The organism is Faecalicatena orotica, from assembly GCF_905197545.1.
Taxonomy (GTDB): Bacteria; Bacillota; Clostridia; order Lachnospirales; family Lachnospiraceae; genus Faecalicatena_A; species Faecalicatena_A orotica.
The window spans coordinates 638,306-661,553 of record NZ_CAJJZH010000001.1 but is presented as its reverse complement, the minus strand read 5'-3'; the positions used below and the strand labels follow the sequence as shown (position 1 = coordinate 661,553).

General features: G+C 45.5%; 19 protein-coding genes and 1 tRNA gene. 3 read left to right on the top strand and 17 right to left on the bottom strand.

Annotated features, from left to right (window positions below):
* Positions 1 to 124: 124 nt before the first annotated feature.
* The 13 genes from ABIN22_RS02865 to ABIN22_RS02805 form a co-directional block, all read right to left on the bottom strand.
* Entirely contained in the window at positions 125 to 1,219 is a 1,095-nt protein-coding gene (locus ABIN22_RS02865) for an FtsW/RodA/SpoVE family cell cycle protein (RefSeq protein ID WP_109729403.1), read from the bottom strand.
* Positions 1,220 to 1,233: 14 nt separating this feature from the next.
* Complete coding sequence (murD, locus tag ABIN22_RS02860) at positions 1,234 to 2,601, bottom strand: UDP-N-acetylmuramoyl-L-alanine--D-glutamate ligase (protein ID WP_346906436.1); 1,368 nt, start codon at positions 2,599 to 2,601, stop codon at positions 1,234 to 1,236.
* Between the two features lie 3 nt (positions 2,602 to 2,604).
* Positions 2,605 to 3,561, bottom strand: a complete 957-nt coding sequence (gene mraY, locus ABIN22_RS02855; protein WP_109729405.1) for a phospho-N-acetylmuramoyl-pentapeptide-transferase — start codon at positions 3,559 to 3,561, stop codon at positions 2,605 to 2,607.
* Between the two features lie 150 nt (positions 3,562 to 3,711).
* Positions 3,712 to 5,493, bottom strand: a complete 1,782-nt coding sequence (locus ABIN22_RS02850; protein ID WP_109729406.1) for a peptidoglycan D,D-transpeptidase FtsI family protein — start codon at positions 5,491 to 5,493, stop codon at positions 3,712 to 3,714.
* Between the two features lie 90 nt (positions 5,494 to 5,583).
* Complete coding sequence (locus ABIN22_RS02845) at positions 5,584 to 7,605, bottom strand: peptidoglycan D,D-transpeptidase FtsI family protein (RefSeq protein ID WP_109729407.1); 2,022 nt, start codon at positions 7,603 to 7,605, stop codon at positions 5,584 to 5,586.
* 11 nt (positions 7,606 to 7,616) lie between these two features.
* Entirely contained in the window at positions 7,617 to 8,156 is a 540-nt protein-coding gene (locus tag ABIN22_RS02840; protein ID WP_118619014.1) for a hypothetical protein, read from the bottom strand.
* An 80-nt stretch (positions 8,157 to 8,236) separates the two neighbouring features.
* The gene (rsmH, locus tag ABIN22_RS02835; RefSeq protein WP_346906433.1) at positions 8,237 to 9,172 is read right to left on the bottom strand and encodes a 16S rRNA (cytosine(1402)-N(4))-methyltransferase RsmH; all 936 of its coding nucleotides are present in this window, start codon (positions 9,170 to 9,172) and stop codon (positions 8,237 to 8,239) included.
* Positions 9,173 to 9,209: 37 nt separating this feature from the next.
* Positions 9,210 to 9,647, bottom strand: coding sequence for a division/cell wall cluster transcriptional repressor MraZ (gene mraZ, locus ABIN22_RS02830; protein ID WP_109729410.1), 438 nt, complete (start codon positions 9,645 to 9,647; stop codon positions 9,210 to 9,212).
* A 518-nt stretch (positions 9,648 to 10,165) separates the two neighbouring features.
* Positions 10,166 to 10,402, bottom strand: a complete 237-nt coding sequence (locus tag ABIN22_RS02825) for a hypothetical protein (RefSeq protein WP_109729411.1) — start codon at positions 10,400 to 10,402, stop codon at positions 10,166 to 10,168.
* A gap of 56 nt (positions 10,403 to 10,458) precedes the next feature.
* Positions 10,459 to 11,298, bottom strand: coding sequence for a DegV family protein (locus ABIN22_RS02820; RefSeq protein ID WP_109729412.1), 840 nt, complete (start codon positions 11,296 to 11,298; stop codon positions 10,459 to 10,461).
* A gap of 509 nt (positions 11,299 to 11,807) precedes the next feature.
* Positions 11,808 to 13,151 carry an FtsW/RodA/SpoVE family cell cycle protein gene (locus ABIN22_RS02815; protein WP_346906430.1) on the bottom strand — a complete coding sequence of 448 codons (1,344 nt, stop codon included), beginning with the start codon at positions 13,149 to 13,151 and terminating at the stop codon, positions 11,808 to 11,810.
* A gap of 56 nt (positions 13,152 to 13,207) precedes the next feature.
* A complete protein-coding gene (asnB, locus tag ABIN22_RS02810) occupies positions 13,208 to 15,088 on the bottom strand; it encodes an asparagine synthase (glutamine-hydrolyzing) (RefSeq protein WP_346906428.1) in 1,881 nt (626 codons plus the stop codon).
* 170 nt (positions 15,089 to 15,258) lie between these two features.
* A tRNA-Pro gene (locus ABIN22_RS02805) sits at positions 15,259 to 15,333 on the bottom strand.
* Between the two features lie 111 nt (positions 15,334 to 15,444).
* Between ABIN22_RS02805 and ABIN22_RS02800 the strand changes: the two genes are divergently transcribed.
* Genes ABIN22_RS02800 through ABIN22_RS02790 form a run of 3 tightly spaced genes read left to right on the top strand, consistent with a single transcriptional unit; the run spans position 15,445 to position 16,826 of the window.
* Positions 15,445 to 15,939 carry a spore coat associated protein CotJA gene (locus ABIN22_RS02800; RefSeq protein ID WP_330405222.1) on the top strand — a complete coding sequence of 165 codons (495 nt, stop codon included), beginning with the start codon at positions 15,445 to 15,447 and terminating at the stop codon, positions 15,937 to 15,939.
* Positions 15,936 to 16,205, top strand: coding sequence for a spore coat protein CotJB (locus ABIN22_RS02795; protein WP_109729415.1), 270 nt, complete (start codon positions 15,936 to 15,938; stop codon positions 16,203 to 16,205). Before ABIN22_RS02800 ends, ABIN22_RS02795 begins: the two co-directional genes overlap by 4 nt.
* A 3-nt stretch (positions 16,206 to 16,208) precedes the next feature.
* Positions 16,209 to 16,826: a manganese catalase family protein gene (locus ABIN22_RS02790; RefSeq protein WP_109729416.1), complete on the top strand. Its 618-nt coding sequence runs from the start codon at positions 16,209 to 16,211 to the stop codon at positions 16,824 to 16,826.
* Positions 16,827 to 16,929: 103 nt separating this feature from the next.
* Here ABIN22_RS02790 and ABIN22_RS02785 read toward each other — a convergent pair whose 3' ends face one another.
* The 4 genes from ABIN22_RS02785 to ABIN22_RS02770 all read right to left on the bottom strand — a co-directional run bounded on the left by ABIN22_RS02785 (position 16,930) and on the right by ABIN22_RS02770 (position 23,180).
* Positions 16,930 to 18,240: a S1C family serine protease gene (locus tag ABIN22_RS02785; protein ID WP_109729417.1), complete on the bottom strand. Its 1,311-nt coding sequence runs from the start codon at positions 18,238 to 18,240 to the stop codon at positions 16,930 to 16,932.
* A gap of 101 nt (positions 18,241 to 18,341) precedes the next feature.
* Positions 18,342 to 20,168 carry a glutamine--fructose-6-phosphate transaminase (isomerizing) gene (glmS, locus tag ABIN22_RS02780; RefSeq protein ID WP_118619024.1) on the bottom strand — a complete coding sequence of 609 codons (1,827 nt, stop codon included), beginning with the start codon at positions 20,166 to 20,168 and terminating at the stop codon, positions 18,342 to 18,344.
* Between the two features lie 219 nt (positions 20,169 to 20,387).
* Positions 20,388 to 21,833, bottom strand: coding sequence for a cohesin domain-containing protein (locus ABIN22_RS02775; RefSeq protein WP_118619026.1), 1,446 nt, complete (start codon positions 21,831 to 21,833; stop codon positions 20,388 to 20,390).
* Positions 21,834 to 21,860: 27 nt separating this feature from the next.
* Entirely contained in the window at positions 21,861 to 23,180 is a 1,320-nt protein-coding gene (locus ABIN22_RS02770) for an LCP family protein (RefSeq protein ID WP_109729420.1), read from the bottom strand.
* Positions 23,181 to 23,248: the final 68 nt, after the last annotated feature.

Below are 23,248 nucleotides of genomic sequence, written 5' to 3'. Positions count from 1 at the left end.
TCCTCCTTATATTACTTATCTTATTGCCGTCTGCCCCTTCGGGTGCGTACGGTAATAAGATCTTCCCCTGCCCTATTCTATCAAATACAAGCCATTTTATACAAGACCTATTTTCCCAAACCGCTTACTCGCTTTTTTCAATCGAATTGGATACACTCAGCACGAGTCCCATTTCCAACAGCAGAAACATGACCGAGGTGCCCCCGTAGCTGATAAAGGGCAGTGTGATTCCGGTGTTCGGAATGGAGTTTGTTACAACCGCAATATTCAAAATCACCTGAATCATCATATGTGCCATTGCCCCTGCCGCAATCAATGCCCCCAGAAGGTCTTTCGCATGGGTTGCAATCACAAAAAAACGCCAGATCAGGATCAAAAACAACAGGATAATCAGGCTGGCCCCTACCAGCCCCAGTTCTTCACATATGATAGAAAAAATCATGTCGTTCTGCGCTTCCGGCAGGAATCCAAGCTTCTGCACACTTTCCCCGAGCCCTCTTCCAAACAGGCCTCCTGATCCGATTGCATACAGCCCCTGAAGTGTCTGGTATCCCTTTTCATACTGCTCCGGGTTTCTCCAGATTGCAAGCCGCTCCAGCCTGTAACTCTCCAGTGCCAGAAAGATTCCCATGAAACCTATCCCGGCACCGCCCATCCAGAGAAACTGGGCATACTTTGGGCTTGCCACGAAGATCAGCACTACCGCGATGCCCATGATTATGATCGCGGTACTTAGGTTGCTCGCCCCTACAAGAGCCACAATAGGCAGCACCGGTATCATCACCTTAACAAGCGTACGGAATTTCCCCATCTGCTTCACATTCTTTGTGACAAGGCAGGCAAGAAAAAGGATAATCGCCACCTTTGCAAACTCCGAGGGCTGAAAAGAAATCGGGCCCAAAGAAAGCCATCTTTTGGACCCGTTGTACTCATCTCCTATAAACATAACCGCTACCGATAAAAGGATTGCTGTCAGATACCCGAGCTTTGCCAGAGGAGCCCATTTATGGTAGTCGATATTCGCCACAATCAGCATCCCTGCCATCCCGAGTGCAGTTGCAAATCCCTGCTTTTTCAGGTAATAGAAAGAATCGTGAAACTTAACCCGTCCGTTGTAGGCACTGGTGCTGTATAAAAGGACCAGTCCGATTATCACCAGTAGTAACACAACAATCAGCAGTGTATAATCATACCGCTTCTTTTTAGCAGGACGCTCCAATATAAATTCACTCCTTATAACTGGTTTACAAGTTCTTTGAATTTATCTCCACGTTCTTCATAATTTTTAAACATTCCCCAGCTCGCACACGCCGGTGACAAGAGTACGGCATCCCCGGGAACAGCATTTTCCACACAGATATCCACTGCTTCCTCAAATGTATCAGCCAGAACCGTATCGGTGAAACCAAGCCGTCTGGCTGTCTCATCTATCTTCTCTCTGGTCGCCCCTAAAAGGACCAGCTTTTTCACCTTGCCGTCAAAAGCCTGTATCCATTCTTCATAAGAAGAATCTTTATCATATCCGCCGCCTATCAGGAGCGTCGGGCGTTTCATTGCCTGAATCCCCTTGATGGCTGCATCCGGGTTGGTTCCTTTGGAGTCATTATAATAGGCAACTCCATTCTTTTCGGCAACAAACTCTATACGGTGCTCAACCCCCTGGAAATCCATGACCGTCCTGCGGATAATGTCCAGCGGAACTCCATATGCCGCTGCCATCCCAACTGCTGCCATGACGTTTTCATGATTATGCGTCCCCAGAAGCTTCAGCTCATCAATATGGCAGACCACCTCCGGTTCGCCGTCCATATTTAAGAGCATTCTGCCGCCGTCCAGATAGATACCTTTATCTAGTTTACGCCGGCTGCTGAAATATAGAACCTCTGCACTTACTTTTTCCGCGAATTTTCTTGTTACTTCGTCTTCATAATTCAAAACACATGTATCTTCTGCCGTCTGGTTCTTTGCAATATTCTGCTTTGCCCCGATATAGGCTTCCATCGTATGATGACGGTTCAGATGGTCCGGTGAAATATTCAGAATCGCACTCACCCGCGGGCGGAATGTATGTATGGTTTCCAGCTGGAAACTGCTCATCTCCGCAACAATCACTGATTCTTCCTTTGTTTCCAATGCAATGGCCGTGTAAGGGTTTCCAATATTTCCGACAACAAATGTGCTTTCCCGGTAATTCTTCATGATCTCACCTAAAAGTGCGGTCGTCGTTGTCTTCCCGTTTGTTCCTGTTATCGCAAGGACATCGCCTTTTCCGAATACATAGGCCAGCTCTATCTCACCCCATATGGGGATGTCTTTTTCTCTCATCTGCCCTACAACTGCAAGATCGGTAGGAACCCCCGGACTCATGACTGTCAGAGATAGTGTGTCCAGAATCTCCTGCGGCAGTTCCCCGAGAACCACCTGCATATCAGCCCCTTCTGTCTGTCCTGTCAGTATTTCATTGCGGATACTCCCCGCATCCAGAGAAGCGTTGCCATCATATAAAATCACATCTGCCCCTTGTTTCACAAGCAGTCTGCCGGCCGCTATCCCACTGATACCAGAACCGAATACCAGCACTTTTTTCTCTCTTAAGTCCATAATCTATACCCCCATGAGTGCAATCAGGCAGAGAATCGCCGTTACGATTGAAAATACAGCAACGACTCTCGTCTCAGACCACCCGCATAATTCAAAATGATGATGAATCGGCGCCATTTTAAAGAAACGTTTCCCTCCCGTTTTCTTAAAATATGTTACCTGGATCATAACGGAAGCCACTTCGACCAGATAAATCAGCCCTACGATAATTACAAACAACGGCATCTGCATCATATAAGCCGTTCCTATGACAAATCCCCCCAAAGCAAGGGAACCGGTATCCCCCATGAAAACACTGGCAGGATATACGTTAAACAGGAGGAATCCAAGCAGGGCACCTACCACAGCACAGGTGATCGGTTCAACGCCGCTCTTCGTTCCAATCGCCACCACGGTGAAGAAAGTCGCTACCAGTACGGTTACACTTGATGCGAGTCCATCCAGGCCGTCTGTAAAGTTCGTTCCGTTTACAGTACCGATTACTGCAATAAATAAAAGCGGAATCGCGATCCATCCGATATCCCAGTACTTGCCGCCTGAGAATGGAACAAGCAGTGTCAGCGGAATCTTAGCCACCTTTATAATATAGTAGGCAAAGATGGCAGTCACCACGATCTGAAGCGCCATCTTCTGTTTCGGGTAGAGCCCGTCGGAACGTTTCATGACGACCTTCAGATAATCGTCCAGAAATCCGATCAGTCCAAATCCAATTGTCAGGAACAGGATCGGGATGATGTTCGGATAATCTTTTACATATAATAAGGAAGTAATCACAACACTGCCAAGGATGATCACCCCGCCCATCGTCGGAGTACCCGCTTTTTTCAGATGGGACTTCACCCCATCCTCTCTCTCGGTCTGACCCATCTTCAGTTTTCTAAGAAACGGTATCACAACTGGTCCCATCAGCAAACTAAGCACGAATGAAATCAATACCGGAATCACTACATGATAACTCATACATACACCTCTTCATCTCTTTTGTTAAATAAAAACTTATTTATTCTTATCATTGCTGCTGTCCTGCCTGAAAATGCCAGCAGAACATCTCATACAGTATACCTCATTAGCTTCTGTTTTTCAACTAGAAAACAACTGTTAATCCCTAACTCAATCCGCGCTGTCTTCCTGTTTTTCTCCCGTTTCTTCTGTGTTTTCCGGTATGGTTCCGGTTTTTTCGATACCCAGATAAGGCAGCACATTATCGTAGATGCTCTTAAGTACGGGTGCCGCAATTGTTCCTCCATAATAGACACCCTGTGGGTTGTGGATCAGCACCATGCCAAGAACCTGAGGGTTCTCTGCCGGGGCAAATCCGAGGAAGGATGATATATATTTATTGGCACTTCTCGGCAGTGTCTGTGATGTCGCCGTTTTCCCCCCTATCGTATAGCCCTCGATATAAGCATTCTTGCCAGACCCCTCGGACACTACGCTTTCCAGGAGCGCGCGCATCGTCTTGGAAGTTTCTTCTGATACGATTCCATCTTTTTCTTTGTACTTAAATGTCTCGATCTCATTCCCGTCTTTGTCCAAAACGCCCACCCCAAGGTGAGGTGTCACTCTCCGCCCCCCGTTGATCAGTGAACTGACAGTCGTCGCCATCTGAATAGGGGTCACCTGAAATGACTGTCCGAAAGACATGGTTGCAAGCTCCACTGTACCAATATCTTCTTTTTTATGCATAATCGTCCCAGCCTCCCCGGGCAGGTCAACATTCGTCAGGCTCATTAAACCGAACTGTTTAAAATAATCATAGAAACGATCAGATCCAAGCCTCAGGCCGATATCTATAAAAACCGGGTTGCAGGAGTTCTGAATTCCCTGCACAAAGGTCTCAGAGCCATGTCCGCCGACTTTATGGCACCTGATCTTCCGGTCCTCCACCACACGGTAGCCCGGACATGAAAAGGTATCAGAAAGCTTCACAACACCTTCCTCCAGACACGCAGAAGCAGTAATGATTTTAAAAACCGATCCCGGCTCGTATGTATCATTGATACACCCGTTCCTCCACATCTGGTTTAACTGGTCCTGCACCTGCTCATCCGTCAACGTGTCCATATCTGCTCCTGTATTCAGTATATACGGTTCGTTCAAATTAAATTCCGGTACATTGACCATTGCCAGTATTTCTCCATTTTGGGGATTCATAAGCAGGATGGATACGCTGTCCGCCTGTTTTTCTTCCATCACCTTCAGTGCCGCCTGCTCACAATACGACTGGATGTTGTAATCCAGACTGACCTTTAGCGTATTCCCCGCCACCGGCTCAATCCTGTCTTCCGCAACTCCCTCCAGTTCAATCCCCCTTGCATCAGTCATGGTTAGAATTGTCCCGTTGATCCCTTTTAAGTACTCCTCGTATTTTACCTCCAGGCCGATGATGCCCTGATTGTCCCCGCCTGTGAATCCCAGCACCTTCGATGCGATTTCATTATAGGGGTAATAGCGCTTGAAATCTTCATCCACCTTCACTCCGGCCAGATTATAATTCCGGATCCGGTCCCCGGTTTCCTTGTCGACGTTTGTTTTTACTTTCTCCATAGAAGAAACCTTTTCCACACGCTTTCTTACCGTCTCCTCGTCCAGTTCAAGCTCTTTCATGAGTGTTTGGATGACCAGTTCCGGGTCTTCAATCTGATTGTGTATGACAGAAATCGTGCAGACTGTTTTATTCGTCGCTAGCACTGTCCCATTTCTGTCTACGATTTCGCCTCTTGCAGCCTTAATCGAACGCTCCCTTTCATGCAGGGATTCTGCCTTCTCCTGATAATATTCTGCGTCAAAAACCATCAGGTATACCAGTCTCCCGATCAATGCCAGCAATACTACAGAAGCGCATAGGAACACAACGAGTATTTTCTTTTTATTATATGTTTTGTTCTTCATAAATAAAAACCTTACAAAAGATGTTTTTATAACATATTACATCTTTTGTAAGGTTATTCGTATCTGTTCCCAGTTACTGCTATTTCATTTCTATTGTGCATCCTGACCGGTTGCCCAGTCGGCCAGATCCGGATCGTAGTTATCGTCTATATAAGATCCATCCGGTTTGTCATAATCGTCCTCATAATTCGCGTCAAAATCCTGATAATCTGTCTGCTGCTGGAGCTGCTCGGTCGGCACGGCGCCGTTCGTCGTTCCCGTATATCCTTCCATTGTTGTAATATTCAGGTAAGGGAATGCCTCTGACATAATTTTTTTCGAAAGGTCAAGTACGTAAGAGCTGGTCCCCTGGTCGGCTACATTTGCCTCGTCGATTACGACATACACGACGACTTCCGGATTTTCCTGCGGTGCATATCCGATATATGAAAGCACATACTTCTCATTACCTCGCGGGAGTTTCTCAGCCGTCCCCGTTTTTCCGCCGATATCATACCCTTCAACGTTAGCCCCCTGACCTGTACCGCTTGTCATAACCGCCTTCATATACTGTTTGACCTGTGTTGATGTCTCTGCAGATATCGTCTTTTTCAGCAGCACAGGATTTTTCGTTTCTACTACTTTCCCGCTTTCGTCCTGAATCTGTTTTACAATATGGGGCTGATAGTAATTTCCCCCGTTTATCAGGGAACAGAACGCCGCTGTCATCTGCGTCATTGTAACATTGAAGCCCTGTCCGAAAGAACTGGTCGCAAGTTCCGACGGGTTTAACTGTTCTTCTGTATAGAGCAGGGATGCTGTTGATGCTTCCCCCGGCAGGTCAATCCCGGTATACTCACCGAAACCAAAGATATGCTGGTAACGGCTGAAGTCCTTTGCCCCGATGGCCTCCACCATATGCATCAGCGCCACATTACAGGAGTTCGCGACTGCCTGTTCAATAGTCTCTGTCCCATGCCCTGATCTCAAATGACAGGCTATATCATAATCACCCACATGGAGGTACCCCCCACAGACATATGTTTCATTCCCTTTCAAGGCACCTGTTTCCAACCCTGTTGCAACCGTAAACGGTTTTGCAGTAGAACCCGGCTCAAATGCATCACTGACGCAGAAATTTCTCCAGAGCTCATTCATGGCCTCCAGCTTTTCATCGTCAGTCATGGCTTTCAACTTTTCTTCTGTATAAATCCCAGTCAAATCTCTCGGATTATTCAGGTCAAAATTCGGATAAGACGCCTCTGCCAGAATTTCCCCTGTATTGGGGTTCATGATCATAACTGCCGTATTCTTACTTCCCGGCTCTCCCTCACGTTTTTCTCCGGTATGCTCATCATTGAACTCTTTGATACACTTTTCTACAATACTCTGTAGTGTGACATCAATAGTGGATACGACGGTATATCCGTTTTTCGCCGGTTTTACGGTGCGTTCTACGGTCGACGCACTGTCAAAATATCCATATTCACGTCCATCCGTGCCGTTCAGGACTTCATTATAAGCACTCTCTATCCCTATTGCCCCCTGATTGCCGGCAACGCTGAACCCGATCACATCACTCGCAAGTGAATTATATGGATAAGACCGTTGATAATCGTCCTCCAGCCAGATACCTTTTACATTCGGGTATTTCTTCGTATTCTTTTCTATTTTTTGAAATTCTTTGGCCTTTTCATAGGATACACCTTTCGCAAGAATCTCATACCTGCTTTCAGGATTCTCCTTGATCCGTTCCCTCACATCTGATTCCTTAATATCAAATACATCTTCCAGTACTTTAATCGTAGGTTCGATGTAGTCTTCATCAGACAACACGACATTCACATCCAGTATGACATTGTAAACCCTCTCACTGACTGCCATCTTTGTCCCGTTACGGTCTACAATATCCCCCCGCTTATACGGGATGACACGGCTGTCATACTCCTGCTGGTCCAGTACAATCTTCGTATACTTTTCTCCCTTGGATGCATTAATATAAGTAATCCTGCCTACAAGAACAACAAAAGCCAGTATAATTGCCATAAACAGCATTACCAGCTTTTTCTGCATCCTCTTCGGGAATTTTTTAGTTAAAAATTGAAATCTATTTTGTCTTTTACGTTTTGCCATATTCGTTATCCTTAATCTGTTACATCCTTCGACTTGGCCAGAACTCCGTCTGACGGGATATCACTGTACTGTTTCACATAATCGCTTGTCGGGCTTTTATATTCTATTACATTGCCCTGGGAAGCGTATACCATCCCCATCTCATTCATTGCCTTATCACGGATCTCTTCCAGATTCACAGAATCTTCCGCTGCATTATATGCAGTATCATTTTCTTCGGTCAAATCTGCGAGTTCTTCCTGCAATGCAGAAATATTCTCTGATCTGCTGACCATATCGGACTGGAGCTTTAAGTAAGCTACGCAGATCAAAACCGCACAGATTGCTGCTGCCGCCAGAAAAATCGTATATGCAGGACTCGTGTTCATTGCACGTTTCCTGTTCCTGCGAACCTGACGGCTTGTCCTCTTCGGACTCTCCGGCTGTGCCTCCGGCCTTCTCTTTGGCAGAACTTCCGGCTTAGGTACTGTATTACCATAAACATATGCCTGTCTATAGCTGCTTTTGTTATATGCCTGTCTGTAACCTGACGCTTGTCTCCTTGCAGCCATCCTAGTCTGCCCCTTTCTTGATACTGTTTCCGTCAGGCTCTCCCCTTCCTGACGGTATCTATTTGCTATACTCCTGAAAATTAAGCCCGTTCAAATATCCTCAGCTTAGCGCTCTTTGAACGGCTGTTGAACTCCAATTCCTCCTCACCCGGCAGAATTGGTTTCTTTGTGATTACTCTTCCCTTTGATACATTCCCGCATACACATACCGGGAAATTCTTCGGACAGATACATGGATCCTCATTCTTGCGGAAGGCACTCTTCACGATCCGGTCCTCCAGTGAATGGAATGTTATGATGCATAACCTGCCTCCGGGATTCAGTAAATCAATCATCGTATCCAGCGTCTCCTTCAGGACCTCCAATTCATGGTTCAGTTCTATCCGGATTGCCTGAAACGTTCTTTTAGACGGATGACCCGATGTTTTCTGAATCTTCATCGGAATCGCCCTGCTGATTACTTCATTCAGCTGTCCTGTTGTTTCAATCGGTCCCTTACCGCGCTCCATTACGATATGCTTTGCGATGTTCTTCGCAAACCTGTCCTCTCCGTAATCCCGGATCACGCGGTAAAGATCCGCTTCGCTATAGTCATTGACGATGTCCCTCGCTGTCATCTTCTGCCTCTGATCCATTCTCATGTCCAGAGGGGCATCTGCGCGGTAGGAGAAGCCCCGTTCTGCCGTATCTAACTGATAAGATGATACGCCCAGATCCAGGATGATCCCATCGACCTTGTCAATGCCTATCTCATGGAGCCTCGGCTTCATATCACAATAATTGCTCCTGATTATTGTAACTCTCTCCCCGAAGTCGAGTAACCGAACGCTGGCTGCTTCTATAGCTGCAGCGTCCTGATCTATTCCTATAAAACTCCCCTTGCTGCTTAACTGCTTACACACTTCAAAGGCATGTCCGCCTCCGCCGAGTGTAGCATCCACGTAAATTCCGTCCGGCTTGATTGCCAGACCATTTACCGTTTCTTCAAGTAAAACTGATGTGTGCTTGAATGCCATAAAATCCTCCATATTCATCCGAAAGCTGCCATTACTTTTAGATTCTGATCCCAATTGCTTCCATACGTTCTGCAATTGCATCCAGATCTTCTTCGCTGACCATGCTCCGTTCTTCCCAAAGTGCTTTATCCCAGATTTCAACGCGGTCCTGTACCCCTACAAGGACAACATCTTTTTCCAGATTGGCCGCTTTTCTCAGAGAAGGTGGTACCAATACTCTCCCCTGCTTGTCAAAACTGCCTTCTGAAGCACTTCCGAAGAAATAACGCTTGAATATTCTGGCATCTTTATTCATACGTGGTAAGGTTTCCAATTCGGCAACAAAGTTGTTCCATTCGTCCATAGAGTACACAAATAGACAGCCCTCCAAGCCATTACAGATTACGAAACTATCTCCCAAGTCGTCTCGCAGCTTAGCTGGGATGATTAGTCGGCCTTTTTCATCAATTGTGTGATTAAACTCTCCTAATAACATCCGGAACCCCTTCTGCTAAGTGGGCCTCCACATTCCACCCCACTTTGTGCCACTATCTACCACTTTCTTACCACTTGTCACCATTGTAAACCACACTCTCTCCATTTTCAAGTATTTTTTTCTTAATTTTTTATGGGGATGGAACAGATTTCCAGAGAAGGAGATGCCGTGGGAAGCGGGAATACGCGGCTTTGGGGCAATTTACTGGGATAAGCGGGGGGATGAGGAAAAAAATGGAAAAATTATTTTCCCGTTTTCCGACAGGTGGGGGATGGTGGGGGATTTTTTGCATTAGTGGGGGCGAGTGGGGGACATGGTGGATTTTTCTTGAGATTGTGTGTCTTTTTTGTATGTATTTTGGGTTTTAGATGTTTTTAGGACCCATTTTTTAGATTATAGATTTGATTTTTTACATAAAAAAAGAAAAAGCAGAATCAGAACCGTGATTCGTTATCATGGTTCTGGTCCTGCTTTTTCGTCTTTGTTTAAAATAATTTAATTGTCCTGAAATGTTCTGCCTATTTAGATAACTGACTCAGGTAGTTATTGACTGCATCGTAATTCACTTCAGCCACTGCCCTTTCCTGATTTGCTTCATGTGTCTGGTATGCTGAGAATCCAAGCCAGCCCACTAACGCCAGCGCTGCAAGTCCGAGTACACATTTACGTACAACACTCATGATACGCTGCTTTTTAATAATCTTCTTTCTGTTGGCCTTTTCCTGTTTATATCGTTCTACTTTTTCCTGACTCATCTTTATAAACTCCTTCGTGCTTTTACATTCTATAAAGCATTTTATCACAAAGTGTTCTATACCACAACTATTATTCCGCCGTCACTTGCATACATTGTACTGATTCCGGCCGTGTCGATGATGAAACTGCTTTTAAATTTTGCCCGGGCAAGAAGACTCTTCTCTACTTCCAGTGCTCTTTCTTTGCAGTTACAGTGTGAAATCGCCAGTATCTTTTCTTCTGAATTCTCTACATCTTCCACAATGTGGTCCACCATCTTGGCAAGAGCCCTCTTCATCCCCCTTGCCTGTCCGAGCTGGCAGATGACACCTTCCGGCTTTGCCCCCATGACAGGCTTAATATTAAGTGCACTTGCCACGATCGCCTTAATCCCGGAAAGTCTTCCGTTCTTCCGGAGTGTATCCAATGTTTCCAGTACGAAATAAGTATGCTGGGATTCGATATATTTTTCTACCGTACTGACTATTTCCTGAAAACTCATATCCGCTTCTTCACATTCCTGAATCTTCAGCGCAATCAGTGTTTCTCCAATTGATGCGGAACGTGAATTGAAGATATAGATATCCTTCTTTCCATACTCCTCTTCATAAAGCTTTCGGCCAAGCTCTGCACTATTGTAGGAACCACTTAATTCCGCAGATAATGTCACGGCGTATACACGCTCGGCATCACAATGATAACTTTCCATATATTCTTCCGGAGACGGGCAGGATGACTTCGGACATTCCGGACTCGCTGCAACACGTTTCAAAAAATCAGCCTGGTCAAATGTCTCATCATCTACGATACGGACACCACCGACTTCCATGCTGAGTGATGCAGTTTCAAAAATCCCGCTCTCTTTCATCTCCTCCGTCAATTCCCCACAGCTGTCTACTATTACTTTATAACTCATATCAGTTCCTCCCACACTACACCTGATGCATTTTGCATCTATTATATGTAGTTTTAAATACTACATACTAATATAACACACTTTATATAGTATTGAAAGAGATTTTTTTCAAAATCTCCGCAAAATCTCCGTTTTCTTATGCTTCAGTGAGCATAGTATCCCGCAATCAGATTTTCTTATCGTGTACGGATACCCGGCCGGATGCACCAGCCAGTGGCAAGGCGGGTCCGGATGCAGGCGGGGCGGTGTCTGCTGGTGAAAAGTCCGTTAAGTAAGCTGTAGAAGATGTTAAAGAAAATGGAAGAAAAATAGAGGGCAGAATTTACTTCCGAAGTAAATTCTGTTGTCGCCTGAGGCGCAAAAACATCGGTTTTTGGGCTGAATGCGGCATGTACCTCTATTTTTCTTCCATTTTCTTTTACATCTTCTTAGCGAAACGCCTCGAACTTTAAGCCAGCAGACACCGCCCCGCCTGCATCCGGACCCGCCTTGACATTGGCGTCCCTCCTCTATCCCTCACTGAGTTTTATTTTTCTGGATATACCAAGCGCAATCCCCATTTCTGTCATCAGGAACAAAATCGACGTTCCCCCGTAACTGATAAACGGCAGTGTGATTCCTGTTGTCGGGATCAGGTTGGTTACTACCGCGATATTTAAGATTACCTGCAGTGCAATATGTGCAAATATCCCAGTTGCAATCAGTGACCCGAACATGTCAGGCGCATTTCTTGCTATGAACATCAGACGGTACAGAAGCAGCCCGAACAAAACAAGGATCACAATTGCACCGAATACCCCCAGTTCTTCACATACAATTGTCAGGATCATATCGTTCTGTACTTCCGGTATAACTCCGAGTTTTTGTGTACTGTTTCCGAGCCCTTTTCCCCAGAAGCCCCCGGAGCCTATGGCGTAGAGTCCCTGCATAACCTGGAAGCCGCCGCTGTCCGCGTGATTCTCCGGGTCCAGCCATGTGATGATCCTGCGGAGGCGGAAATTTTCACTTGTTGTAATCGTGGCCGCCATAATCGAAATCCCCACTACTGCCACAACCGCCACTACACCGATGATTTTGATAAAGGGCTTTGTCTTCGGATGTGCCACAAAAAACAGGATACATGTGATTGCAAAAACGATAATCGCAGTACTCAGGTTCTCTGTCAAAAACATGACCCCGCCGGCAGCAATCAGGCCAAAGGCCATGATACGCACGAAACCGTCCCTTGTATTAATCTTCTTACCCATCCTGCACAGCTCGTAGGAAATAAACAGGATCACTGCGATTTTAGTAATCTCAGAAGGCTGCAGTGTCAGATTTCCCGGAAGCTGTATCCAGCGCCTGGCCCCGTAAACTTCAATTCCAAGCGGTGTTTTTACAAGAAGCATCATAACCATTGAAAACATATAGCATTCGAATGCAAATGCACCGTAAATATGATAATCGATTTTCGATACAACAATCATAACAACAAAGCTTAATATACCGATGACTCCCTGCTTTGTAAAATAATACATGTCGTTCTGGAAGTCTGACTGCGCGCTGTAAGCACTTGTACTGTACAACATCACCAGTCCGAAGCACATCAGGAATATGATCACAAGCAGTAAATCAAAGTCAAAATATGCCGTTCCCTTTTTTGCTCCCGCCTTTTTGCTTCTCCCCGCTGAAACGGGAGGTGGTACAGGAGGTACACCCCGTAACGGCTGTGTATTGTCCAGTCTTCTCTTTTGTACTTTCCCGGATACACTGCGTCCCGTTTCTGCGCTTCGTATCGGTCTTACCTTTTCGTTCCGGGAAACTGCCTTTTCCTGCCTGTTATTGCGGATTGGCCGTACTGTTCTGCTCTTCATAGTATCTCCCCTGTCTGAATAACATCCCGCTTATTACTGTTGTTTTGTAGCATATATTATCTGGCATTCATCGTCGGATGCACCGGTTTCCCATGTTCAAAGTACCTGTCATACCACACGAGGAAAATATATACGGTCCAGATCTTACGGCTGTTGTCCGTCTTTTCGTTCATATTCTTTCCATTTCTGTGGTCATCCAGCATCTTCACAAGCATATCGGTGTTAAAAAACTTCTTTGCCGCTCCGGACATAAACATGTCCTTCACAATCGTGTAATACTTGTCTTCCTTCAGCCATACACGGATCGGTATTGGGAAGCCCAGCTTCTTCTTCTCGGCGGTCTTACTCCTGATTACCTTCTCTGCGGCCGCGCGAAGCGCAATCTTTGTCTTTGGGGCACGTACCTTGTAATTAAGAGGAAGTGTCTCCGCCAGCTCCAGTACCTTTTTATCGAGGAAAGGCACACGTACCTCCAGTGAATTTGCCATTCCCATCTTGTCCCCCTTCATCAGGATATCATGGACAAGCCAGAGGTGGAGGTCCACATACTGCATTTTTGTAACCGGGTCTTTTCCCTTTACCCGTTCGTAAAGCGGATGTGTCACTTTCTGGATGCCCGGTTCACATCCCTTTTTCAGAATCCTGCTGGCCTCGCGCTCCGTAAAAATATTCGTCGCATTGGCAAAATACCGTTCTTCCAGTGTCTTTCCGTGGCGCATCAGGAAACCTCTTCCCTTTACCCCGCGGGGCAGGCAATATTCTGCAAACTTGCCCAGCACCCTGCGAATGCAAAATGGAATCTTATTAAACCCGGTATGCTCCAAAGGTTCGCAATAAATATTATATCCTCCGAACAGCTCATCCGAACCTTCGCCGGATAAAACAACCTTCACTTTTTTAGATGCCTCCCCGCTCAGGAAGTACAGCGCAATAGCTGCCGGGTCCGCAACAGGTTCGTCCATATAATACTGAATATCTGACAGCTTATCCCAGTACTCTTCCGGCGTAATGATCTTCGCGTCATTCTGCATATTGATGCTGGCTGCAAACTCCTTCGCATCCTGGATCTCGCTATATTTACCTTCATCAAATCCAACCGTAAACGTATGGTCCACCTGCCCTAAATAAGTCAGATAACTGGAGTCTACACCGCTTGACAGATATGAGGCGACCTCTACGTCACTGATCTTATGCATCTCAACAGATTCTTTCATTACCTTTTCCACATCTTCAACGACTTCCTCAAAAGATTTCTTACTGTCACCTGTAAAATGTGGTTCGAAATAACGGGTAATCTCCATCTCACCGTTCTCATATGTGAAATAATGTCCCGGCTGCAGGCAGAACACACCCTTAAAAAATGTTTCATTCGTCGGAACGAACTGGAAAGAAAGGTAATTTCCCAGTGCCGCCTCATTGAATACCTTGTCAAACTTCGGATGCTCCATGAATGATTTTATCTCGGAACCAAACATCAACGTGCCATTCATTTGTGCATAATATAAAGGCTTAATGCCAAAAATATCTCTGGCAGCAAACAACTTTTTCTTCTTTGTATCCCAGATTGCAAATGCATACATCCCGCGCAGACGGTCTACGAGGCTTTCCCCCCACTGTTCATATCCATGAAGCAGTGTCTCTGAATCTGTGTTGGAAACGAAAATATGCCCCGCATCCACCAGTTCCGCCCTCAGTTCCTGATAATTGTAAATTTCACCGTTAAAAATGAGCACCATGCTTCTGTCCTCATTATAAAGCGGCTGGTCTCCCACTGCCGATAGGTCAATGATGCTCAGACGCCTGAATCCCAGCGCCGCATCCTCGTCCACATACCTGCCCTCACTGTCCGGTCCCCGGTGGACAATCGTGTTCATCATATTGACCAGTACCTGTTCTCTATCCTCAACTTCGCCTACAAATCCTGCAAATCCACACATATATAAACATCTCCTTTATTCAAGTACGCCGGAACATGATTGTACATCAAACACGCCCCAGTACATAACTTGCCCCTTATTATAGCTTTTTTTACATAGAAAAACAACTTTTTTAAAAAAGGGGCTGTGAAACAAGAAAAGCAGTGCCATATGTGCACTGCCTCTCTGCATCGGGGTGACAGGATTCGAACCTGCGACCTCACGGCCCCCAGCCGTGCGCTCTAACCAAACTGAGCCACACCCCGCCTTTGCTTTTACTATTATATAAAACTTTTGCCCAAATGTAAAGTGGAACCTTTTCTTTTTTCTCCCATATTATATTAGTGTAAACATTAATGGAAGGAGTTAACGCAAAAATGGCGAATTGTCAAAACAATATGCGTTACGGCAGACAGATGAACTTCAATAACGGCTGCAATGCCACGCCTGCCGGAAACAGCAATAACAGCGGATGCCGCAATATGCCTATAAATAATAACACCGAATGCCGCAATATGCCGTCTCGCGGCAGTCAGACCGGCTGTCCTGCACCAATGCCAAAAGCAGACTGCCAGCACCGCACCCCGGAACCATGCGGATGCCCGAAACCGCAGCCACGTAATAATGACTGTATGTCAAAACCCAGAAACACTATGGAGGCCCGTATCCCGGAATGCCAGATGCCGAAGCGCCGCACTCCCGAACCGTGCCAGTGCCGCTATGACGCCCTTGAAGATTTTCCGCTGGCTATGGCTTACGTACCGTGGCAGAGGTGGCAGAATATTTTTGAACCATGTAAAGCATTACAGTGCGGTACGATTTTCGAAGAACTCAGGAAACCATTCCGTGGGAAAGGAGGCTGTAACCGATGAGTGAACGTCCATGTAAAAAAGATCTTCTGAATAAAATAAACGTTGTCAGCTTTGCTGTCGATGACGTAAAACTGTTTCTGGATACCCATCCATGTGATGAAGACGCGCTTGCTTTCTTCCGTGAGTACAGCCGCATGAGAAATGAAGCCTTAAAAGAATATGCTGCATACTACGGCCCTCTTACTATTGACACCACTGTCTATTCCTGTGCTGACAGGTGGGACTGGGTCAATGAGCCGTGGCCGTGGCAGGAAGGAGGATGCTGATATATGTGGGATTATGAAAAAAGACTGCAGTATCCTGTAAAGATTACCCAGACCAACCCAAAACTCGCCCAGATTATCATTTCACAGTTTGGAGGACCTGACGGCGAGCTGGCAGCATCTATGAGATATCTTTCCCAGAGATATACGATGCCTTACAGTGAAGTGACCGGAATCCTCACAGACATTGGAACCGAAGAACTGGCTCACATGGAAATGGTTTGCGCCATTGTACACCAGCTCACAAGAAATCTGACTCCAGAGGAAATTGAAAAATCCGGTTTCGGGACTTATTATGTAGACCATACGCTCGCTCTCTGGCCGCAGGCCGCAAGCGGTGCTCCGTGGACGGCAACTTATTTCCAGTCCAAGGGTGATCCGATCACGGACCTGCATGAGGATATGGCCGCTGAACAGAAAGCACGAACTACCTACGATAATATCCTGAGACTGGTAAAGGACCCTGAAGTATGTGACCCGATCCGTTTCCTGAGGGAACGTGAAATCGTTCATTATCAGAGATTTGGGGAAAGCCTCCGCATCGTACAGGATCATCTGGACAGCAGGAACTTCTATGCAATCAACCCAGAATTCGATACAAATCAGGACTGTGGGTGCAAATAGCGAAAATCAGGCAAGGCAACTGCTGTAAAGAAAAGAAAGCCGGTCCTCCGCGGATCGGCTTTCTTTCCTTTTTCAATTATTATATTATCCGGCACTGTTCAGATTATTCGGACTTTGCCCCTAATGTTATTTCATAGTTTTTCGCCGTGTACTCACCATTATTGTCAGGTGTCTGGACGGTTACCTGAACCTTCTCACCTTTGGCATAGTACTTGAGCTCTTTCTGTAATGTTTCCATATTGTCAATTGTCGTACCGTTTAATTCTGTAATAACCCCGCCTTTGCTCAGTCCGGCTGCCTTTGCTCCGCCTCCGTCTGTAACGTCTGTAATATATACTCCGAGAGGCATACTGAACCTCTGGGCATATTCTGATGTTACATCAAAACCGGTGATGCCTAAGTACCCTCTCTCAGACTCGGATACTTTTGCTTTTGTCTGCTGGTTCATCAGGTTTGTTATAATATCGGATACATCACTAATCGGGATTGCATATCCTACACCTTCCACGGAACTGCCTACCAGTTTGGAGGAGTTGATTCCGATTACCTCTCCGCTTGCATTGACAAGCGCTCCGCCGCTGTTGCCCGGATTGATTGCCGCATCTGTCTGGATCAGGCTGACGTCATTTACCGTTGTCTGGCCTGTTGCCTGATCTGTTGTTGTACTCTCACGGTCTGTCGCGCTGATAACACCTGTTGTAACAGACTGGCCATAGCCTAATGCATTACCGATAGCAATTGCAGGCTCTCCTACTTTCAGCTTTGTGGAATCGCCCAGTGTTGCAACTGCAATAGCATCCATTGTATCATCTGAAATCGTATTAAGCGGCACTGCAATTACTGCCAGGTCATGTGATGCATCTGTTCCTTTGATGTTCGCCTCAAGACTTGTGTTGTCGTTAAAGGTAACTGTCAGAGTCTCACTGTTCTCTACTACATGGTTATTTGTTACGATGAGCAGTTCTGAATCATTCTGTGAAATGATGATTCCGGTTCCTGCACTTTCACTCTGCTGCTGCGAAACACCGCCGAAGAAATCCTGTACCTGCTGGACACTCATATTCGTAATGGATACAATAGACGGCATTACATTTTCTACGATTCCTGATACATCGGATGTAACAACATTTGATGTCTTTGTCAGTGAACTACTGTTCACTGGTGCCGTGCTCTTAGCTGTTGACTTCGTCTCATTCAGGCCGAGAAGCCTGCTGCCGACAATGCTTGATGTTAAAAATGTTGCGCTTGATACAACTCCAAAGAGCAGCGCAAATCCTGTTACTGCGACAGCTTTCGGCATTTTCTTTTTTTGTTTTGGACCTTTGTTATTTGGTTCGTTAAAATTCTGCTGGCTATTATACTGAGCACTTCCCTGCTGTCCTTCGGGATTGTAATAATTATATTGATTTTCCATACAAATTCCTTCTTTCTCTTGTATTTTATATTGATATAATAGCCGCTCTTTGTGATAGAATTGTGTTCATTTATTTAACAAACTTTGAAACTGTCATTTTTCTATTCAACTGTAACAGATTTCGCGAGATTTCTCGGTTTATCTACATCACATCCCCTGCCCACAGAGATATAGTAGCCAAACAGCTGCAATGGGATAATTGCCAGCGAATTAGTAAAGTATTTATTCGTTTCTGGTATGTAAATGACGTAATCTGCCGCTCTTTCTACTTCATCGTTGCCTTCATTCGTAACAGCCAGTACGAATGCACCTCTGGTGCGCACTTCCACCATATTGCTGATCATCTTCTTATAGAGGTCCTCCTGTGTCAGCACGGCTGCAACCAGAGTCCCCTCTTCAATCAGAGAAATGGTTCCATGTTTCAATTCACCTGCCGCATATGCCTCAGAATGGATATAAGAAATCTCTTTCAATTTAAGTGAACCTTCCATCGAGATTGCATAATCAATTCCACGACCAATGAAAAATACGTCTCTCGCCGCCAGATATCTGTTTGCAAACTTCTGGATTCTGTTTTTATTGTTCAGCAGCATTTCCACCTGGTCCGGAAGGCGTTTTAAATCTTCAATATATTCCTTCATCTGGCTGTCAGTGATCTGACCGCGCACTCCGGCAAATTTCATTGCAAGAAGGTACATGGCGATCAGCTGGCTGGAGTAAGCTTTTGTCGTAGCAACGGCAATTTCCGGCCCGGCCCATGTATACATAACATTGTCCGCTTCTCTCGCAATAGAACTTCCCACTACATTGACGATCCCAAGGACTTTTGCCCCTCTTGCCTTAGACTCCCGGAGTGCTGCAAGGGAATCCGCAGTCTCTCCGGACTGGCTGATAATCACGACAAGTGTCCCGTCTTCAATAATCGGGTCACGGTACCTGTACTCCGAAGCCACGTCCACCTCTACCGGAATTCTTGCCATCCCCTCGAATACATACTTGCTTGTCACACCCGCATGGTATGCAGAACCGCAGGCTACAATCATAATCTTACGGATGTCCCTGATTTCCTCATCTGTCATATTCAGTTCTTCAATCACGATGTCATGATCTTTTATGCGGGGCGAAAATGTGTCTGTCAGGGCTTTCGGCTGCTCATACATTTCCTTTAGCATGAAATGTTCATATCCGCCCTTTTCTGCCGCATCAACATCCCAGTCAATATGTACTGCACTCTTTTCAATCGGCTCCTCGTCTACATTGAAAAACTCCATAGAATCCTTTGTCATTCTGACAATTTCTTCATTTTCTATAAAGTAGACATCCCTTGTATATTTTAAAACAGCCGGTACATCGGACGCAATGATACAGCCCCCGTCAGACTCACCTACGATCAGCGGACTGTCCTTGCGGACTGCATACAGCTCATCCGGGTGATCCTTGAACATGATCCCAAGGGCATAAGAACCTTCCATACGATGCATGATCTTTGTGATCGTCTGAAGCGGATTCCCGTGGTAATAGTAATCCAGCAGATGTGCGATCACTTCCGTATCCGTATCAGATATAAACTCATACCCTTTTCCTGTCAGCTTCTTCTTAAGCTTCAGATAATTCTCTATGATTCCATTGTGTACGACAACAATCGTTTCATTTTTATTAAAATGAGGATGTGCATTGATATCCGACGGCTCTCCGTGAGTTGCCCATCTTGTATGTCCTATCCCGACCGTACCGGGCATCATCTCTCCGTCATGGGTCAGTTCGCTTAGTACCTTCAATCTTCCTTTGGATTTCTTCATCCCGATTTCTTCACCGTTGTATACAGCGATTCCCGCTGAATCGTACCCCCGGTATTCCAGTTTTGACAAACCATCCAAGAGAATCGGAGCTGCCTGCTTCTCACCAACGTATCCAACTATTCCGCACATATCGTACTCCCTTCTTACAGTTAAAATATCAAGTTAAAAATTACATTACAGCGTGTATTGTAACAAATATTTAACAATTTGTAAATTCCCATTTTCAAACCACACATAAACAAAGAAAACCAGGAATTTTTCGGAACGCTGTTATCTGTCCAGAAAATTTCCCGGTTTCTTTATATCATTTTATCTCTCATACGCTTATAAGAACACTTTATCCCGATTCTAAAGATCAATAAAATCTACTGAAAAATCGTCATCATCACCTTTTTTTGATTTTCTTGACGGTTTTGCCTCATAATCATCTTCGTCATCATAGAACTCATCATCGTCATATTCCTCGAAGCCGTCGTCATACTCATCTTCGTATTCGTCATCATATTCCTCGAAGTCATCGTCTTCCTCATAGTCACTGCCTTCTTCGTAATCTTCAAAGTCGTCCTCTTCTTCATTGTCAAAACCAATGAACTGGTCTCTGGACTTATTCTTGACACGGGGCATATTATCATCCTCGTCATCTCCCAGTCCATACTCATCATACAGTTCATCCAGTTCCTGATTCCTGTGAGAAAGTTTTACCGCAACCACAATGATGATGATTAACAGAAGAAGGATCAGCCCCCACACTGCACACATGACAATCGTCAGATGCTTTTCTATAAAATTCACGATCTTATCCGTCAGTGTATTAGATGAACTTTCCTGCTTCTCTGCCGCCGGGACTGTGTACCTCTGATATGTCTTTTCAGTTTCATCATACTGATAATATCCCTGTGTTCCTTCACTGCTCAGGGCATAAACAAGATAATATGCTTCATCTGTTGAATTATGCCATGCAGTGAACACCTTGCCGCCTATATCTGTTGTTGTCTCCTGATAAATAGAAGGCAGTCCCTCTTTATCCTTGTGGTTCATCAGAAAAATGGAGATATCTGAATTAACATCAATCACTTCTGTCTGTGTAAATGAACCGTCATCTGTACTGTATAGAAAATAATCGGAATTTCCTTCGCTGTCCTCCAGATAATAAATATACTGTCCGCTTACTTCCTGATACATAGCTTTTGTTTTTGTTCCGTTAAGCTCTGTATCTACCGCAGTAAATCCCTTCGGAACCGCTGCTTCTGAAAAATTTGCATTAACAGTGTAGGATTTCCCGTCAACATCTACCTGAAGGCTTCCTGACGCCGCTTTTTCCTTATTTGAGTCCTGACCACCATCTTCTACCGGAGTTCCGCCTTCAATCGTAACCGTAGAATCACCTGTGTCCAGATTCAGTGCCTCATCATTGTAAAGGTATGCCGTATAATCTGATGCCTGAAGTTTGGTCGTACCTTCCTTTAAAGCAGTAAATTCCATTGAGAAAGCAGCCTCTGAAGTATTACCGTCACCCTTGAATGAAAGCTTTACCGTTCCATCCCCGCCTGTCGCATTCGTACCACTTTCGAACCTAAGGACTGACGCATCATATGTTACCGTAACATCAATATCCCCGAGTGCACTTCCGCCAGCATTTACCTTGGATGTAACAGTTACTTTATCCCCTGCTGCCCCGGACGGATCTGAAAACTGAAGTGTACCTTCCGCGGCAAATGCCTGCATGGTGAAACATGATACCGTCAGACATACTGCTAATAATAGGGCCCCTGCTTTTTTTATTATTTTCTCCATCTGTTCCTACCTCTTTTACTTGTCTTATTATTCTGTTGCCGTATTCTGGTCAGCAGTGCCTCCGGTATCTGCCGGACCACTTCCTCCGGTATCCGCCCCGCCGGTATCTCCTGCATTACCACCGTCTGCTGCTCCATTCTCACCACCGGTGGACGGATCTGTGTTCCCTGTATCTGTAGTATCTGCTGGCGGCGTATATCCGTTGTCTGTCCCTGTCCCGGGATCTGCATAGTAATAATTCTCTTCCGGCGTCTCATAAACAGACGGGTCTTCTGTCGTATAACTTCCAGATGCGAATGCCTGTATGGAACTGCTGAGTGATGTCACCGTCGACGATGGACTGTACCCGTCACTGCCAAAGAAAAACTGATGCAGCTGCTTCACATTATCTTCCAGATCGTCAGCGATAACAGAACTTCCCACACCTGTCAGCGTCGATGTCGATTTATCGAACGGGAAACCGCTCATCTCTGTTAGTTTATAGTCAAACGCATCCTTCGCATAAGCCAGGATCTCAGTCAGTGTAAAATTAGTAGCTACCTTTGGAAATACTTTATCTATAATACGGTTAATCGTTGACAAGTCTGCTTTCTGTGCCTTTATCACTATCTGCTCCAAAACATTGCGCTGGCGCTCGGCACGCTTAAAATCGTCTCCTGTCGTATAACGGATCCTGCAGTAAGAAGTCGCCTGAACACCATCCAGCACCTGTTTACCAGGTTTTGTCAGGTCTGTCGTTGTCTTCCCTGTAACTCTGGAAGTCTCTGTGCAATATCCATTGGTCCAGAATACTTCCTCATCCGTCAAATCGAGTTCGACCCCGCCAAGCTCATCTATCACATCTACCAGCACATTAAAATTGACTGTAACATAGTGCTTGATATCCATGTCCAGATTCTTGTTCAGCATTGCCACCGCTCCCTCTGCGTCATCCGTCGCATAGGCCGTATTTGCCTTATTATATGAACCATCCGGCTGTTCCAGGACGGTATCCCTGAATACGGAGCAGAGCTTGACTTCTTTTGTCTCCCTGTTCAGGCTGGCAATAATGATAGTATCACTCCGTTCTCCTGCCCCCAGTGTTCCGTCTCTTGAATCCAGCCCAAAAAGTGCAACATTTAAATATCCGGTTTCATTATGCTCAACTTCTGTTGAAATATTCAGTTTCGATGTATCTAACTGCGTTGTCTCTATCTTATTCAGCTTCGATGCCGCAAAAGCCACTCCTGCTGTCATAAGCAGTACCAATACCCCACCTGCTATCGCCAGAACTTTTTTCCACATGGCCCATGCCATAAATCCACGGCGTGATCTTCTTCTGCGCTTTTCATATCTTCTTTTCGCCATTGTAAACCCTTCCTGATAAATTATTTACTCACGATTACACTTTATCATACAATAAATTTGCATAAACT

What these genes read in the sequence shown, in the direction of transcription:
- murD (WP_346906436.1), bottom strand. Translation starts at nt 2,601, where the DNA reads ATGGACTTAAGAGAGAAAAAAGTGCTGGTATTCGGTTCTGGTATCAGT.
- mraY (WP_109729405.1), bottom strand. Translation starts at nt 3,561, where the DNA reads ATGAGTTATCATGTAGTGATTCCGGTATTGATTTCATTCGTGCTTAGT.
- ABIN22_RS02850 (WP_109729406.1), bottom strand. Translation starts at nt 5,493, where the DNA reads ATGAAGAACAAAACATATAATAAAAAGAAAATACTCGTTGTGTTCCTA.
- ABIN22_RS02845 (WP_109729407.1), bottom strand. Translation starts at nt 7,605, where the DNA reads ATGGCAAAACGTAAAAGACAAAATAGATTTCAATTTTTAACTAAAAAA.
- ABIN22_RS02840 (WP_118619014.1), bottom strand. Translation starts at nt 8,156, where the DNA reads ATGGCTGCAAGGAGACAAGCGTCAGGTTACAGACAGGCATATAACAAA.
- rsmH (WP_346906433.1), bottom strand. Translation starts at nt 9,172, where the DNA reads ATGGCATTCAAGCACACATCAGTTTTACTTGAAGAAACGGTAAATGGT.
- mraZ (WP_109729410.1), bottom strand. Translation starts at nt 9,647, where the DNA reads ATGTTATTAGGAGAGTTTAATCACACAATTGATGAAAAAGGCCGACTA.
- ABIN22_RS02825 (WP_109729411.1), bottom strand. Translation starts at nt 10,402, where the DNA reads ATGAGTCAGGAAAAAGTAGAACGATATAAACAGGAAAAGGCCAACAGA.
- ABIN22_RS02820 (WP_109729412.1), bottom strand. Translation starts at nt 11,298, where the DNA reads ATGAGTTATAAAGTAATAGTAGACAGCTGTGGGGAATTGACGGAGGAG.
- ABIN22_RS02815 (WP_346906430.1), bottom strand. Translation starts at nt 13,151, where the DNA reads ATGAAGAGCAGAACAGTACGGCCAATCCGCAATAACAGGCAGGAAAAG.
- asnB (WP_346906428.1), bottom strand. Translation starts at nt 15,088, where the DNA reads ATGTGTGGATTTGCAGGATTTGTAGGCGAAGTTGAGGATAGAGAACAG.
- ABIN22_RS02800 (WP_330405222.1), top strand. Translation starts at nt 15,445, where the DNA reads ATGGCGAATTGTCAAAACAATATGCGTTACGGCAGACAGATGAACTTC.
- ABIN22_RS02795 (WP_109729415.1), top strand. Translation starts at nt 15,936, where the DNA reads ATGAGTGAACGTCCATGTAAAAAAGATCTTCTGAATAAAATAAACGTT.
- ABIN22_RS02790 (WP_109729416.1), top strand. Translation starts at nt 16,209, where the DNA reads ATGTGGGATTATGAAAAAAGACTGCAGTATCCTGTAAAGATTACCCAG.
- ABIN22_RS02785 (WP_109729417.1), bottom strand. Translation starts at nt 18,240, where the DNA reads ATGGAAAATCAATATAATTATTACAATCCCGAAGGACAGCAGGGAAGT.
- glmS (WP_118619024.1), bottom strand. Translation starts at nt 20,168, where the DNA reads ATGTGCGGAATAGTTGGATACGTTGGTGAGAAGCAGGCAGCTCCGATT.
- ABIN22_RS02775 (WP_118619026.1), bottom strand. Translation starts at nt 21,833, where the DNA reads ATGGAGAAAATAATAAAAAAAGCAGGGGCCCTATTATTAGCAGTATGT.
- ABIN22_RS02770 (WP_109729420.1), bottom strand. Translation starts at nt 23,180, where the DNA reads ATGGCGAAAAGAAGATATGAAAAGCGCAGAAGAAGATCACGCCGTGGA.